The organism is Undibacterium sp. Tian12W, assembly GCF_049339405.1.
GTDB lineage: Bacteria > Pseudomonadota > Gammaproteobacteria > Burkholderiales > Burkholderiaceae_D > Undibacterium.
This window is the reverse complement of the sequence record NZ_JBMPPK010000015.1, coordinates 73,542-87,938: the sequence shown is the minus strand read 5'-3', so window position 1 is coordinate 87,938 and position 14,397 is coordinate 73,542. Positions and strand designations below refer to the sequence as shown.

Annotated in this window: 14 protein-coding genes; 12 read left to right on the top strand and 2 right to left on the bottom strand. The window is 51.5% G+C overall.

Features of this window, described 5'->3' with window-relative positions:
* Positions 1 to 63: 63 nt before the first annotated feature.
* From ACO0LI_RS19445 to ACO0LI_RS19425, 5 genes are all read left to right on the top strand, one after another.
* On the top strand, positions 64 to 1,950 hold the full coding sequence (locus ACO0LI_RS19445; protein ID WP_423034614.1) for a hypothetical protein: 1,887 nt from the start codon (positions 64 to 66) through the stop codon (positions 1,948 to 1,950).
* Between the two features lie 315 nt (positions 1,951 to 2,265).
* Complete coding sequence (locus tag ACO0LI_RS19440; RefSeq protein ID WP_422952220.1) at positions 2,266 to 2,562, top strand: collagen-like protein; 297 nt, start codon at positions 2,266 to 2,268, stop codon at positions 2,560 to 2,562.
* A 100-nt stretch (positions 2,563 to 2,662) separates the two neighbouring features.
* Complete coding sequence (locus ACO0LI_RS19435; RefSeq protein WP_422952219.1) at positions 2,663 to 2,854, top strand: Thivi_2564 family membrane protein; 192 nt, start codon at positions 2,663 to 2,665, stop codon at positions 2,852 to 2,854.
* Positions 2,855 to 3,182: 328 nt separating this feature from the next.
* A complete protein-coding gene (locus ACO0LI_RS19430; protein ID WP_423034612.1) occupies positions 3,183 to 5,267 on the top strand; it encodes a hypothetical protein in 2,085 nt (694 codons plus the stop codon).
* A 52-nt stretch (positions 5,268 to 5,319) separates the two neighbouring features.
* Positions 5,320 to 6,600: a hypothetical protein gene (locus ACO0LI_RS19425; protein WP_423034610.1), complete on the top strand. Its 1,281-nt coding sequence runs from the start codon at positions 5,320 to 5,322 to the stop codon at positions 6,598 to 6,600.
* Positions 6,601 to 6,629: 29 nt separating this feature from the next.
* Here the strand turns inward: ACO0LI_RS19425 and ACO0LI_RS19420 are convergent, their stop codons facing one another.
* The gene (locus ACO0LI_RS19420; protein ID WP_423034608.1) at positions 6,630 to 6,857 is read right to left on the bottom strand and encodes a hypothetical protein; all 228 of its coding nucleotides are present in this window, start codon (positions 6,855 to 6,857) and stop codon (positions 6,630 to 6,632) included.
* Positions 6,858 to 7,111: 254 nt separating this feature from the next.
* On the opposite strand from ACO0LI_RS19420, the gene ACO0LI_RS19415 reads away from it, so the two are divergent.
* The 3 genes from ACO0LI_RS19415 to rbsK all read left to right on the top strand — a co-directional run bounded on the left by ACO0LI_RS19415 (position 7,112) and on the right by rbsK (position 8,875).
* Entirely contained in the window at positions 7,112 to 7,489 is a 378-nt protein-coding gene (locus tag ACO0LI_RS19415; RefSeq protein WP_423034606.1) for a hypothetical protein, read from the top strand.
* A gap of 191 nt (positions 7,490 to 7,680) precedes the next feature.
* Positions 7,681 to 7,815, top strand: a complete 135-nt coding sequence (locus tag ACO0LI_RS19410; RefSeq protein ID WP_422952214.1) for a hypothetical protein — start codon at positions 7,681 to 7,683, stop codon at positions 7,813 to 7,815.
* Positions 7,816 to 7,945: 130 nt separating this feature from the next.
* A complete protein-coding gene (gene rbsK, locus ACO0LI_RS19405; RefSeq protein ID WP_423034604.1) occupies positions 7,946 to 8,875 on the top strand; it encodes a ribokinase in 930 nt (309 codons plus the stop codon).
* Positions 8,876 to 8,911: 36 nt separating this feature from the next.
* On the opposite strand, the gene ACO0LI_RS19400 is transcribed toward rbsK, so the two are convergent.
* On the bottom strand, positions 8,912 to 9,166 hold the full coding sequence (locus ACO0LI_RS19400) for a hypothetical protein (protein WP_423034602.1): 255 nt from the start codon (positions 9,164 to 9,166) through the stop codon (positions 8,912 to 8,914).
* Here ACO0LI_RS19400 and ACO0LI_RS19395 point away from each other — a divergent pair.
* The 4 genes from ACO0LI_RS19395 (at position 9,165) to ACO0LI_RS19380 (ending at position 14,019) form a co-directional block, all read left to right on the top strand.
* Entirely contained in the window at positions 9,165 to 10,169 is a 1,005-nt protein-coding gene (locus ACO0LI_RS19395) for a BMP family lipoprotein (protein WP_423034600.1), read from the top strand. The two genes, ACO0LI_RS19400 and ACO0LI_RS19395, sit on opposite strands and share 2 nt — an antisense overlap.
* Before the next feature lie 146 nt (positions 10,170 to 10,315).
* Entirely contained in the window at positions 10,316 to 11,845 is a 1,530-nt protein-coding gene (locus tag ACO0LI_RS19390; RefSeq protein WP_422952211.1) for an ABC transporter ATP-binding protein, read from the top strand.
* A 123-nt stretch (positions 11,846 to 11,968) separates the two neighbouring features.
* Entirely contained in the window at positions 11,969 to 13,051 is a 1,083-nt protein-coding gene (locus ACO0LI_RS19385) for an ABC transporter permease (RefSeq protein WP_422952210.1), read from the top strand.
* Positions 13,048 to 14,019, top strand: coding sequence for an ABC transporter permease (locus ACO0LI_RS19380; RefSeq protein WP_422976335.1), 972 nt, complete (start codon positions 13,048 to 13,050; stop codon positions 14,017 to 14,019). Before ACO0LI_RS19385 ends, ACO0LI_RS19380 begins: the two co-directional genes overlap by 4 nt.
* Positions 14,020 to 14,397 lie beyond the last annotated feature (378 nt).

Sequence of the window (14,397 nt, the reverse complement as noted above, 5' to 3'; positions counted from 1 at the left end):
TTCTGCATACACATTCAAGCTGATACATCAGCACATCAAAACTAAACCACCGAGAGGGAAACCATGAACACGTCTGACCGCAAGCAGCGCCAGCCTGCTCACGCAGTGAAACTGACTACCTGCATTTCTTTACTGGCTACGGCTTGTATGTGCCCGCTGGCACAAGCGCAAATCCTGCCGCCCGATGCCAAACCGACCTGTACTACCTCTACCCCGGCTAATCCCGGTGGGCCAGCGCCAATTCCATTCGCGCAATGGTTTGAGCCAGCCGGCGTCACCAACGGTGGCCTGGTCAAGGCTGCCGACAGCGTGAATTTCCCTGATGCGTCGGCCTGCAGTTTTTATCAATGGTCGCACCAGATGTTCTTGTGGCTGACTTCACCCACGCCGAAGGGGCTTCCCGGTGGTGATCATATCTTCTCTTCTTCTGCCTTCTATGGCGTATCACCAACTGTTAACGGAGCGCGAAACTTCATACCGCAGTTGACCAGGCAGGCAATGAACTTCAGCCCTTTGCTGCGGCAACTGGGGCCGAATAATCTGCCTGTGGCATTTGACAAGTCAGGCAAATTGTTTGAAGTCTTGCCACCCAAGCTGGCGCCTAGTGGCAAGGCCACCACGATAGACAAGACCGGCAAAACGGTAGAAATAGACCATGTTGAAGTGGGTGCGGCTGGCAAGGTCAGCCTGTTGGCCAAGGGTGGCAAGCAGATAGAAACTGATCTGGCGGCCAACCTGCGTGCGCGCCAGCCCAAAAAGCAAACTGCCTTGCTGACCGCGGCAAGTACCGACAGCAATATCGTGCAAAGCTTCAAGAAGGATGCCAAGGGTGGCCTGATTTATCTGGATGCAGCTGGCAATGAAGTCGATATGACCATAGGCCAGGCAGGTGGCAGCAATGTGCTGGTGGCACAAAACGGTTCGCTGGTGTATTACTCGATTGCTGCGAATGATTTGTTTGCCTACTTCCTGACGCAAAGAAAACCAAATGCACCGGCAAACCTGATGTATCCAACCACTGCGCAAGAATTGGCCGACGTGGTTGCTTATGCCAAGAAAGCCGGACTGCGTGACCTGGCAGCTCCAGAAGCGCTGGCTGTTGAAGTCAAGCTGGCATGGATAGAAACCACTGGTTTTGATGAAGCGACCAAAAAGAAATTCATCATCATCGATGCTGAAATACCGGATGTCAGCATCAACCAGCCAGCAACGCTGAAACAGGGCGCGGTAAAGAACAAAAAAACCAAACTGGCACTGGTAGGCGTGCACGTGGTCGGCAGTGCAAAAGGTAATCCTGAGTTGATCTGGGCGACTTTTGAGCATATGGACAATACCCCAAATGCCGAATATAAATATATAGACGTGAATGGCGCAGAGAAACTGGTGCCACAAAATACCAAGGGCAAATGGCTGTTCAGCCAGGATGGCGCAACAGGCCCTTTCAACCAGACCCTGTACAAGGCTGCTGGCAATACCATCACCTGCACGGACACTACCAAGCCTTGCGTAGTCAAACCGAATGACACCATACGCTGGAAACCCTGGGGCGCTGCTGCCGACCAGAACCCACGCCAGGCTGACCCTACCCATGCTGGCCCTGTCATCACCCCGCCTGAATCCAATACTGACTTGTTGTCGATCAACAATAGCGTCATTTCACAACTGGCACCAGGCGATGTACGCAAAAATTACCTGATGATAGGTTCTACCTGGACCACCGGTGGTCGCGCACCTGACTCAGACAAAGCACCAGCCACGGCAATCAACCAGGTCGGTACCAGCAGGCTGGCCAATACCACGATGGAAACCGTGCATCAGGGCTCAAATATCAACTGGGCAGGCGGCACCAATTGCTTTAGCTGCCACAAGAGTAATACTGTGACTGTCAGCCATATCTGGCCAGAGCTGAATCCTTTGCCAAAAAACTTGTTGAAGGCAAAAACCAAGTAAAGCGAAATAAGCCGATCTAAGCCCATATCGGCACTGTACACAGCCCAATGTAGCCAATAAAAAACCGCAGACTTTACAGGTCTGCGGTTTTTCTCTTCTTTGATCTATTTCATCCCCGCCAGCCACACCCATTGCTTTTAAAGCGCAGATAGCCAGGGTTTTGTACTTCACTTTGTATTACCGGTATCGCCAATATAGGTCAAAAAAAATTCACGGTATGTTCGTCAGCGCACGGATGCAAAACTTTATTGCGCGCATCCTGTGATGGCATTGTTATTGAACTATTTTGAAATTTAATTTACCGAGGCTAATCCCATGAAAATCTCTATCCTTGCTTTGACACTCGCTGCTGTAATGGCAACCACCGCTTGCGACCGTAAGCCTACAGAAGTCGCTGTTCCAGTGCCTGTAGCCGTACCAGTCGCTGTGCCAGTTGCAGTACCTGGCCCTGCCGGTGCACCAGGTGCACCGGGAGCGCCCGGCGCAACTGGCGCCCAGGGTGAACCAGGAGCCGCAGCCTCAGTCGGTGCCACTGGCCCGGCAGGTGCAGATGGCAAGCCAGGTGAGCCAGGCAAACCAGGCGACACCATCGTCGTCGTGCCACAGAAGTAAGCCTGCTGGCAAGCATGTGCCTGTCGTTGTTTCCTTGATCCACGGTTTCACGACGCACGCATGCTTGCCACTTCATCGTCTTTTTTTAAATAGGTGAATCATGGTTCAGCTCGTCAATCTCATTATCTATCTTGTTGTGTTCGGCCTGATCTGGTGGCTGGTTGGTTTCTTGCCTCTGCCTGCTCCAGTGGCACAGGTTGTACGCGTGTTGTTCATCGTCTTGCTGATCATCATCGTGCTGTCTGCTTTTGGTATTGTGCCTGGCATACACATGCCGCAGTTGCGCTGGTAGATTGCAGTCAATTTAGGGCTCGCTACTTTTGCGGGCATGTGAATTTTATTGCATGCCTGCTCCACTCCTTGCACTTCCTGTCTCCTTCTTCTATCCTCCCACACCTCTCACCTTCCACGCCTTTTCTAATACATAAGCCGTAACATGCGGTAACAATAAATACCCCGCGTATTCAAACACCACTGATTTTCGCTTTACGGCACATTGTAAAATAGTTCACTTTTTATTACTTCCGGCAAACATGTTCATGCTTCACTTGTCAGCAAGAGCGTTTGATTTTTTACGCTTTTTTTTTGCCGCAGCTTATCGCTATTTTTACAGGGCTATTATGCAGGGATATGTCACCTCAATTTCACGCGGGGCAAGCGGGTTTTGCCTGTTGACCCTGACTCTGGTTTTATCCAGCCTGACCTCGCCAGGCTTTGCGCAGTCGCAGACATCACAACAAGGCACGCTGCGTTTGCTGGCCGGTTCTGGCGATGCGCCTTCTGGCATTGCAGACGGGCCTGCATCGGTGGCGAGGTTCAATACCAATTTCTTGAAATTTGATGCCTTCATTGGTACAGCGATGAATGACGAGGGCAAGCTGTTTGTGACCGATCCAGGCAATCACACGATACGCAAGATAGAAGCAGATGGCGCAGTCAGCACTCTGGCAGGCAAGGCAGAACAGCCGGGCAGCACAGACGGTGCGATTACCCAGGCACGCTTCCGTTTGCCCAGCGGCATGGTCTTTGACAAGGCAGGCAATTTATATGTCGCTGATTCAGGCAATCACAGCATACGCAAGATCAGCCCGGATGGCATGGTCAGCACAGTCGCTGGCAAGGCGGGCGCGCCCGGCACCGCCGATGGCCCAGCAGCAAAAGCACGTTTCAATACGCCCACCGATGTGAAGATCGATGCTGCTGGCAACCTGTATGTAGCCGACTATGAAAACCACAGCATACGCAAGATCACTCCCGACGGCATGGTCAGCACCTGGGCTGGTGTATCAGGCAAGGAAGGTAATGCAGAAGGCGCAGGCAGGCAGGCCCGCTTCCTCAGACCCAAGGCACTGGTATTTGACGCAGCAGGTAATCTGATCGTCAACGATGCCGGTGAAATGATCATACGCCGCATCACGCCAGCGGGCATTGTATCGACCTTGTCGGTAGGGCCAGAAAAATTTGATAAAAACAAGAATGATCAGGAAATAGAATATGGTGAGATTGATGGCATGGTTGCCGATGCTGACGGGAGTGTTTACCTTGCGGACCGCAGCAGCGGCAAAATCCGTCGAATTAAGCCATCTGGCGATGTTGAATCTTTCGGCCTTAAAGAGAAAGGACAGACTTTTGATAAACCCAGTGGGTTGATCTTCAGTCGCAGTGGCGAAATATTCATCTGCCAACAAGATGGCAACATCATTAAAATCAATGACAAAGGTGCCCTCATGCCGCTGTCCGGGCCGACTTATGGCAATGGAACAGTGGATGGCCCAGCACTTGAAGCACGGTTCTGGTTACCGATTGCAATCACCGCAGATGCTTCTGGCAACCTTTACCTGACAGATTACAGTCATAGCATACGCAAGATCAGCAATACAGGCATGGTTAGCACCGTTGCTGGCATGGCTGACCAAACGGGTAGTGCCGATGGTACTGGCAATGAAGCCAGATTCAATACTCCGTCAGCCATACAGTTAGACAGTAAGGGAAATCTATTCGTCAGTGACCAAAAAAATCATACTATCCGTAAAATCAATACTGCCGGTGTAGTAACAACATTTGCTGGCAAGGCAGGTGAAGCTGGTGGTGTTGATGGCAGAGGAACATCCGCCCGTTTCAACCTGCCAATGGGACTGGCTATAGATAAACATGACAATCTTTATGTTGCCGACAACGGCAACACCCAGATACGCAAGATAAATCAGGATGGTGTAGTGACCACTCTGATGGGCAAGAAAGAAACCAGTTATAAGCCTCGCGATGGCGATATAAACAGTGGTCGCCTCGTCGATCCCATCGCATTAGCCATTGATGCGGGCGGAAATCTTTATGTCACAGACCGCACATTTATTCGAAAAATCACACCTGGCGGCAAGCTTACTACCATTGCTGGCAATAAAGCCCGGGGTGGATTTGTTGGGCCTCATAGTACTCAGGATATCTACGGAGTATCCTGGGGTATCACCCTGGACCATGCAGGCAATCTGCTGCTCAGTGACTACGACAATGACGTCATACGCAAGATCAACCCAAAAGGCAAGATGACCACAGTCGCTGGCATAGATGGCTACCGGCGCATACTGACCGGCAGTTTGCCAGGTCGCGTATATCACCCAACTGGCATCACCATGATAGACAAAGACAATTTCGCCATCATCAGTGGTGACAATGTGCTGATGATGACATTGCCTGAAAATCCCTGATTCCATCCGCAAAAATATACAGATCAAACAAAACGGAATACAGATTACAGATATGACTGACAACATCAAAGACGGCAAAGTTGAAGCAAGCAGCGGAAATAGCAAAGTCACGGGTGACATTAAAGAAAAATCCGTAGAGGCAAGCTATAAAGGCGTCAAAGCCACCGTCGACAAAGAGCATCTGACCGTGCAGGCAGGCCCTGGCACGATCAGCAGGGACCGTGAAACAGGTGTGACATCAGCTGAAGTAAAAGCAGCGGGAGCCAGTGTAAAGGGTGATACTGCGGGAAATCAGGACGCGAATATAGGCAAAGCCCGCTACCACAAGGATGGAGAGACTGGCGAGCGCACTTCGAGCATTTCCATCAATCGCGGCATTGTTAATGCAGGTGTAGATGCCACAGTGGATGAGCATGGACAGGCCCGCATCAACAAGGCTGACATAGGTGCAGGCAAAATACTGGGCAAGGGCAGCAAATATGAAACCGGAGCAGAAGCAAAGGCAAGTATAGAACCTGCGCTGACCGAACGTGGTGCCACTTTTCGCTATAGTGTAGAAGCCAAGGCAAAGATCGCAGGACACCATGTGACTGACTTGCTGGATAAAGCGGGAATACATGTAACACCACCGAAAGCACTCAACTCGGAGGGTACAGTCGATTTATCCAATGCTGAAAAATTTGCAAAAGCAACCGGTACTCCAGGTTATGAGTCACTTCAAAAAGCGTATACCCGTACCAATGACTTGGACAGGATGATCAACGGAGAAACGACCAACAAGACTGTCCAGGCGGCAATGACGCCAGAAGTTGCGGAGAAAAAAGAAAACAAAAATAAATCCTCCCCTGCAACGATGAATCACACAGGAGCAGAAAGTGTAGAAGGAGGGTTAATCGCTCTCGCCCAGAGACAAGGCTATACCAAAGTCAAATCTGAAGCCTTCGTAGACGAGCAAACTCACCAACAGAAATATAAAATCACAGGTGTAGCACCAAATACTGGCAGTGTAGAAGAAATCTACATTACAACTAATGCCAAAGCCGTGAAAGGTAGTCCGCCCAAACTCCCCGTTACTAAAGAGAGCGAACCAGACAAGTCATTGGATGGTGAAAGCAAGCCCGCATCTCCCATGCATATCATCCGAGATAAATTATCGGATGCAAGCCCCAACAAGGATGCGGGCGAGGCACTAGACTCACCTCAGCTTGCGGCAGCCAAACCAGCACTAATCAATAAAGAAGACAGTGGCGGCTTACTGATGGGCGACAACACCCGCTCCAGCCGCATTGTCGCACTGGCAGAACCAGCATTGCGCCGCCCTGTAGCAACCTGAGCCTTACCCCTTAGCTCAGCGACTGCCAACTATTTCTTGCCAAAGAATTTTTCCCGCTGCCATTCAATCAGCACTGCTACCAGAAAAAATCCCACGCTCACCAGCAGCAGCTTGAGCATGATATCCACATCAAACTGCTTGCTGCGGTAGGAAGCCGCAGCAGCGATCAGGCCAGCCGCACAAAGTATGCGCATACCCTGGCGTTTGTAGGCAGCACGGCATAAGGATAAGAATTTGTTGTCTGTTTTGCTGCTCATGGAATCGTTGATGCAAATCACTAATGGACAAAGGACACTAAAGGAACGATTCTAACAGCGTATAGCTTGAAGGCGTATAGCTTGGAGATTAATGGGTTTATGGGCGGAAGTACAAAGTGGCCAATGAGAATCTGGATTGTTTTTAATGCTTCTGCACAGATTAGCAAAATGGCTTCCAGGGGTTTTCTATCAATGCTTAATTTGCATTTGCTATACTCAATACCATCATCAAGGACTTTAAAAGAGAGCTCTGCATGTTTTTACCTTGGGAAAAATTGCCTGGGTGGCTGTTGGGTCCACTGATGACATGCTTGGGTGGATACCTATTTTTGCATGCAGAGCCCTATTCATGGCGTCAATGGGAAGCTCTGGGTTTCGTGGTGATCGGAATTGTTATTTTTATATTCGGCGTGAAGAAACTATACGCCGGGACAGACGAATATCACATCAATGAAACTTCGACTTCAGCACGGAAAAAAGCCAAAGAAGAACGAGAGAAATTATCCGCACTCAATTTTGCCAATTACGATGCAATGCAACTAAAGCGAATTCTTGGCCGCATTGACGCAGATCGTTATCCTGAACGGGTAAAGGAAATACAAGCCAGATTGGATGCACTTGAGCAAAAGTGAGCCACTTATCGCAATTGCTGATATGTCCAATTAGCTGAATCGATTTATTTGGCAAATGAAAGGCTTCTGGTTTTTGAGATCAGGCTTGAGCACAAGCCCGGATTTGCACCTCACGCCCCCTCCCTCCACTGCTCGCCAAATTTGACATCCACCCGCGACAGCCCCACAATCAGCCCGCGCTGGCAAATTAGATGGAATTCTCTAGTAATAATGATATTTTTTCATTACGCGATGGTCTGATGCAATCTGATGCAATGCAGCAAATTCCCGCTCTGACAATGCCAGCAAAACAGACTGAAAACAATATTTCTACTATGGTTGTCTGACTGCCGCGATTTTGCACAATTTTTGACCAAAAAATCAGATTGCGCTTGACGTTAAACAGGCTCCATAGTTAAATACGAAATCGATTGCGCAAACGATTGCGCGACAACTTTTTACCGAGAAAAAAGCATCATGAAGCCACGCATCACTGTAGTCGGCAGCGTCAATATGGATCTGGTTTTTCGCACGCCGCGCATGCCGGCCCTGGGCGAGACCCTGCATGGCCATGAATTTTGTCAGATTCCCGGTGGCAAAGGGGCCAACCAGGCCGTAGCCGCTGCCCGCCAAGGCGCGCAGGTCAGCTTTATCGGTGCGGTGGGTGATGATGGTTTTGGCAGTTTTTCGCATGATTGCCTGGCAGCCGAGGGCATGGACCTGACACATCTTGCGCGCGTAGCCGGTGTTGCCACAGGTGTGGCTGGCATTTTGGTAGAAGATGGCGGCGACAATAGCATCGTGCTGGCAGCAGGAGCCAATGCAACTCTGACCCCGGCCCAGGTTGAGGCAGCTACTGCCACCATCGCAGGTGCACAGTTGCTGGTTTGCCAACTTGAAACGCCGCTCGCTACCGTTACCCGCGCGATAGAAATCGCCCGCGCCAAAGGTGTCAAAGTAATTTTGAACCCGGCCCCGGCACAAGACCTGACAGATGCCTTGCTGGCCCAGGTTGATTACCTGATCCTGAATGAAACCGAAGCTTCGCAACTGAGTGGCGTGACGGTCGTTGATCAGGCCAGTGCCAAAGCAGCCTCGGAACAAATCTTGCAACGCGGTACAGGCACGGTCTTGCTGACCATGGGTGAGCATGGTGCCCTGATCACTGAGAGCACAGGCAGCCAGTTCATCCCGGCTGTCAAGGTCGATGTGGTCGATACCACTGCTGCTGGCGACACCTTTGTCGGTGCCTTTGCGGTTGGCCTGGCAAACGGCCTGAGCGTGATGGATGCCAGCCGTGAAGCGCAATACACTGCCGCACTGACTGTCACCAAACTGGGTGCACAGACATCCATACCGCAACGCCAGCAGGTGCTGGACTTCATGGCGGTTGGCAAGGCTGCCTGATCAGGCAATAAATTGAGAATAACGACCAGGCTGCCGTCAAAAAATGGCACCAAAATTGGGCGTGGGCACTAAATCATGCCCCGCCACCAGCACCAACACTGTTTTTGATAAAATTTCGCCCGCGTGGCTGAAACGAAATGTCTGCACCATGTTAGGCTTGCACAGGCTTTCAAGACTGGCTTGATTTTTTACAAAGCCCAGACTGTGGCAGCAGAAAACATGGTTTTTAATTTGGGCGCTGCATGCTCTTTGTGAGCACAGCACAACGACATCTGATGAAGGAAATTTCATGAAACTCAAGCAAATCTGCCTGTCCCTGGCGACCCTGATGGCTGTCGGCGGCGCGGCCAGTGCTTATGCTGCAGACCTTAAATTTGCAGTGATCTATGACGCAGGCGGCAAGTTTGACAAGTCCTTCAACCAGTCAGCATCTGAAGGCGCAGAGCGTTTCAAGAAAGAAACCAAAATCCCTTATCTGGAAGTACAAGTCGCCAGCGACACCCAGACTGAACAGGTTTTGCGCAATCTGGCCCGCAAGAATGTCGATTTGATCGCTGCCATCGGCTTTGGCCAGGCACAGGCGGTACAAAACATCGCCAAGGAATTCCCAAAAACCAAATTCGTTCTCATCGACGGTATTGCTACGGGTGACAATGTCAGCTCAGTGCTGTTTAAGGAACAGGAAGGTTCTTACCTGGTGGGCGTGGCAGCAGCGATTGCCAGCAAATCCAAAAAAGTAGGCTTTGTAGGTGGCATGGATATCCCGCTGATACGCAACTTTGCCTGCGGCTATGCACAGGGTGCAAAAGCCACTGAACCCAAGATTGATGTCGTACAAAACATGGTCGGCACCACCACCGCAGCCTGGAATGATCCGGCCAAAGGCGGCGAGCTGGCACGCGCCCAGTTTGAACGCGGCGTCGATGTGATTTTTGCAGCAGCCGGTGGTAGCGGCATGGGCACTTTGCAAGCGGTAAAAGAAAAAGGCAAGCTGGGCATAGGCGTCGATTCCAACCAGAACTACATGCACCCAGGCAGCATGCTGACATCGATGGTCAAACGCGTAGATCAAGCCATTTATGACAGCTTCATGCAGTTGAAAAATGGCAACTGGAAAAGCGGTACCCAGTTCAAGGGTCTGAAAGAAGGCGGCGTGGATTGGGCGCTGGACAAGGATAACCGCAGCGTCGTCAGTGCTGACATGGAAAAACGTGTCAACGCAGCCAAGCAAGACATTATCAATGGCAAGGTTAAGGTCGCTGATTTCCGCGATGGCAATAAGTGTCCGGTCTGATCGTTTTTACAAAGCAGTAGCTATAAGTAGTCGCAATAAGCAGTAGCAATGTATGAAGGGCGCAGTATCTTTTCAGGTACTTTGCGCCCTGATTGATGTTTAGAGCCCAATCTGTCGCACATCGTATTTTAAAGAAACGCTAAAGTATGCAGCCAGCAGTCGAATTTCAACAGATCTCCAAACGTTTTGGCGCGGTACAGGCCAATCGTGATGTGAGCTTTTCCATCGCGCCGGGTTCCATCCATGGCGTGATTGGTGAAAACGGCGCAGGCAAGTCCACGCTAATGAGCATACTGTATGGCTATTACCGCGCCGACAGCGGCAAGCTGCTCATCAATGGCGCAGAACAGCATATCCGCAACAGCCAGGAAGCGATCAACCTGGGCATAGGCATGGTGCATCAGCATTTCATGCTGGTCGAGAACATGACAGTGCTCGACAATGTCATGCTCGGCACAGAAGGCGGCTTTCGCCTGAAACCCAAGCGCCACGAAGTTGAAGCAAAATTGCGCGAAATTTGCCAGCGCTATTCTCTGGAAGTAGATCCGCTGGCGACGATACAGGATTTGTCTGTCGGTGTGCAGCAAAGGGTGGAAATCCTCAAGCAGATTTACCGCAGCGCCAATATCCTGATTCTTGACGAGCCTACTGCCGTATTGACGGTGCAAGAGACGGCCTCATTATTTGAAGTGCTGCGCTTGTTTAAAGAGCAGGGCAAGACCATCATCCTGATTACCCACAAACTGCAAGAAATACAGGAAATCACTGACCAGGTCACCGTCATGCGCGGCGGTACTGTCATCGGTTCGGTCGCAACCAAGGACACCACCACGGCACAAATGGCCGAGATGATGGTAGGCCGCCCTATAGTCACCCACCTGCCACGTGCTGCCTATGCGCCGGGCGAGACGGTGCTGGAGGTCAAGGACCTGAACCTGGTGAACTCGCAAAAAGTCAGCCTGTTGAAGAACGTCAGTTTCAATATCCGCGCGGGTGAAATCGTGGCGATTGCCGGTGTCTCTGGCAATGGCCAGAGTGAATTGCTGGAAATTTTAAGCGGCATGCGCCTGCCCACCAGTGGCAAGCTGCAAATGCAAGGCAAGGACCTGCCCTTTGCTGGCCGCAAGGATGCCGATGGCTTGCCAGCGACTTTCCGCGACCTGGGCATAGCCCATGTGCCAGAAGACCGCTTGCGCGATGCCGTCGTCAAAAATTTCCCGGTGATGATGAACAGCTTTCTGGGTTACCAGAAAAAACTGGGCAAGTCATTTGGCTTGCTCGATTACAAAAGCATTTTAAAAAATTGCACAGACTTGCTGGCCAAATTTGATGTGCGCCCGGCAGACCCGCATTTGCGTATCGCCCTGCTGTCTGGCGGTAACCAGCAAAAAGTGGTGATGGCGCGCGAGATTGCGGCCAATCCAAAACTGATGCTGGTAGGCCAGCCTACCCGTGGTGTGGATATAGGCACGATAGAAAGCCTGCATACCCGCCTGCTGGCAATGCGTGATGCCGGCATTGCGATTTTGCTGGTATCGGTAGAACTGGAAGAAGTACGCGCCCTGGCTGACCGCATCCTGGTGATTTCAAGTGGTGCGATCACCGGTGAATTGAAGGCAGAAGAATTTGATGCAACCGAGATAGGTTGCCTCATGGGTGGTATCCATACGCACTAAGCGCAGTAAATACTAAGCACTAAGTACAAAGCACTAAGCGAGTGCCAAGGATAATCCAGCCCTGGTAAGAATATTGCAAGAACAAGCAAATACAGACAAGCACAGACAAGCGACCAAACAAAGATGAATCAAGCCGACCTCCCACGCTGGGCCACCGCATTTGCCCTGCCGTTGTTAAACCTGTTCTCCGCCTTACTGGTCGCGGCGGGTGTGATTTATCTGCTCGGTGAAAGCCCGGTAGAATGCCTGGGCATCCTCATCAATGCAGCGGTACTGAACCCTGAAGGCCTGGGTTACACCCTGTTTTATGCAGCGACTTTTATCTTCACTGGTTTGTCCGTGTCGGTGGCCATGCAGGCCGGCTTGTTCAATATCGGCAGTGAAGGCCAGATGTATCTCGGTGGCCTGGGCCTGACCCTGGTCTTGCTGTGGCTGGACTCTTCCGTGCCGGGCTGGTTATTGATACCGCTGGCCATGCTGGGCAGTGCCGCCTTTGGCGCAGCCTGGGCTTTTTTGCCGGGTTATCTGCAAGCCAAACGCGGCAGCCATGTGGTGGTGACGACCATCATGTTCAACTTCATCGCTGCCTGCCTGATGAATTTTGTGATCATCAGCATCCTGGTACCCATGGGTGGGCAAAACACATCGAGCCGCATGTTTGCTGATGCATCGTGGTTGCCCAAGCTCAATAGTATTTTGCCGGTGTTGGGTGAAACACCGTTGAACATCAGTTTCGTGCTGGCGCTGGTGGCGCTGGTGATTTATGGCGTCGTGGTCTGGCGTACGACCTGGGGTTATCAATTGCGCGCTACTGGCCTGAACCAGCATGCAGCGCACTATGCCGGTATTTCCATCAGCAAAACCATTATCATCACGATGATGGTCTCTGGTGCACTGGCGGGCCTGGCTGCGGTGAATTCCATTATGGGTTCTACCCATTACCTGCCGCTGAACTTCCCTGCCGGTGCGGGTTTTATCGGTATCGCGATTGCCCTGATGGGGCGCCAGCATCCGGTGGGTATCCTGCTGTCATCCATATTATTTGGCGCGCTGATACAGGGTGGTTTTGATCTGTCGCTGGAAAAAGCCAATATCCCGCCAGAGACGTTTATCTTTATCCAGGGTTTGATCATCCTGTTCTGCGGTGCCATGGAAAACCTGTATGCACCTGCCCTGTCTGCCCTGCTCAAGCGTAAGGAAAAATGATGTTTGATGATTTTCAATTTTCCAGCATCCTGGTATCGACCATACGCAATGCGCCGGTATTGATGTTTGCTGCGATGGCTGGCCTGTTTGCAGAACGCAGCGGCGTGGTTGATCTGGCGCTGGAAGGCAAGATGCTGGCCGCCGCCTTTGTTTCTGCTGCTGTGGCTTTTGTGACCAAGAACCCCTGGCTGGGCATCATGGCTGGCGTGGGTATTTCTGCCGCCATCGCCCTGTTGCAAGGCTTTGTCAGCATCACGCAAAAAGGTAACCAGCTGGTCGCCGGTATTGCCCTCAATATTGCCCTCAGTGGTTTAACCTTTGTGGTTGCCCAGTATTTTTTCCAGCAAGGTGGCCGCACGCCTGACCTGGGTGATGCGCGTTTGTTTGATATCGTGCTGCCAGGTTCAGCCGCTGTTGCCAACATCCCTTTCCTGGGCTGGTTTTATACCAGGCTTATCGGTGGGCATAGTGTGCTGGTGTATCTGGCGTTTGCCCTGATCCCTGTCGTGCACTGGGTCTTGTACCACACTCGTTTTGGTCTGCGCCTGCGTGCCGTCGGTGAAAACCCGCATGCGGCAGATGCGGCGGGCATTAATGTGGAACGTACCCGCTTCATGGCCATGCTGTGCGCTGGGGTGCTGTGCTCCTTTTCTGGTGCGTATCTGTCCATCGTACAAAGCGGCTTCTTCCTGCGCGACATGTCAGCCGGTAATGGCTACCTGGCCTTGACAGCGCTGGTGTTTGGTAACTGGCGGCCTTTATACACGGCACTTGGTTGCCTGATGTTCGGTTTCTTCGCCGCCCTGCAAGTCCAGATAGAAGGCGTGGTCTTCCCTGGCATAGGCAAGGTACCGGGCTCTTTGATACAAATGATACCTTACGTCGTGACCGTGATCGTGTTGGCAGGCTTGATGGCAAAGTCCGTCGCCCCAAAAGCGATTGGTCAGCCGTTTGTGAAGTCACGTTGATTTATTGAATTAAGACCTTTCAACACAGAGACACAGAGGGGCACAGAGAAAGGCGAGTGAAGAGCAACGAGGGTTGGGCTAATTGTAGGTTGGGCCGGGCCACGCTGGCTACGCTTCATCAGCCCAACACTTAGCCTACAATCGACGAATACGTTATTGAAACGCCGAGTGTTGGGCTGGTAAACCGTAGCCCAACCTACGCAATTACAACCTACACGGCTTTTCTCATGCCTTTCTCTGTGTCTCCGTGTCTCTGTGGTGAGCCTTTCGGTCTGGCACTACACAACATAATTTCGACCTCCTTGAACCGGGTCAACTGCAACAATTCACATCGCGACTGGGTTCTGCCCAATGGCCAGCCGGTGTAATTTTGGAGAG

Excerpts from the sequence above, each read along its gene's own strand:
- ACO0LI_RS19395 (WP_423034600.1), top strand. The coding sequence starts at position 9,165 with ATGAAACTCAAGCAAATCTGCCTGTCCCTGGCGACCCTGATGGCTGTC.
- ACO0LI_RS19425 (WP_423034610.1), top strand. The coding sequence starts at position 5,320 with ATGACTGACAACATCAAAGACGGCAAAGTTGAAGCAAGCAGCGGAAAT.
- ACO0LI_RS19385 (WP_422952210.1), top strand. The coding sequence starts at position 11,969 with ATGAATCAAGCCGACCTCCCACGCTGGGCCACCGCATTTGCCCTGCCG.
- ACO0LI_RS19430 (WP_423034612.1), top strand. The coding sequence starts at position 3,183 with ATGCAGGGATATGTCACCTCAATTTCACGCGGGGCAAGCGGGTTTTGC.
- ACO0LI_RS19435 (WP_422952219.1), top strand. The coding sequence starts at position 2,663 with ATGGTTCAGCTCGTCAATCTCATTATCTATCTTGTTGTGTTCGGCCTG.
- ACO0LI_RS19380 (WP_422976335.1), top strand. The coding sequence starts at position 13,048 with ATGATGTTTGATGATTTTCAATTTTCCAGCATCCTGGTATCGACCATA.
- ACO0LI_RS19420 (WP_423034608.1), bottom strand. The coding sequence starts at position 6,857 with ATGAGCAGCAAAACAGACAACAAATTCTTATCCTTATGCCGTGCTGCC.
- ACO0LI_RS19445 (WP_423034614.1), top strand. The coding sequence starts at position 64 with ATGAACACGTCTGACCGCAAGCAGCGCCAGCCTGCTCACGCAGTGAAA.
- rbsK (WP_423034604.1), top strand. The coding sequence starts at position 7,946 with ATGAAGCCACGCATCACTGTAGTCGGCAGCGTCAATATGGATCTGGTT.
- ACO0LI_RS19400 (WP_423034602.1), bottom strand. The coding sequence starts at position 9,166 with ATGAAATTTCCTTCATCAGATGTCGTTGTGCTGTGCTCACAAAGAGCA.
- ACO0LI_RS19390 (WP_422952211.1), top strand. The coding sequence starts at position 10,316 with ATGCAGCCAGCAGTCGAATTTCAACAGATCTCCAAACGTTTTGGCGCG.
- ACO0LI_RS19415 (WP_423034606.1), top strand. The coding sequence starts at position 7,112 with ATGTTTTTACCTTGGGAAAAATTGCCTGGGTGGCTGTTGGGTCCACTG.
- ACO0LI_RS19440 (WP_422952220.1), top strand. The coding sequence starts at position 2,266 with ATGAAAATCTCTATCCTTGCTTTGACACTCGCTGCTGTAATGGCAACC.
- ACO0LI_RS19410 (WP_422952214.1), top strand. The coding sequence starts at position 7,681 with ATGGAATTCTCTAGTAATAATGATATTTTTTCATTACGCGATGGTCTG.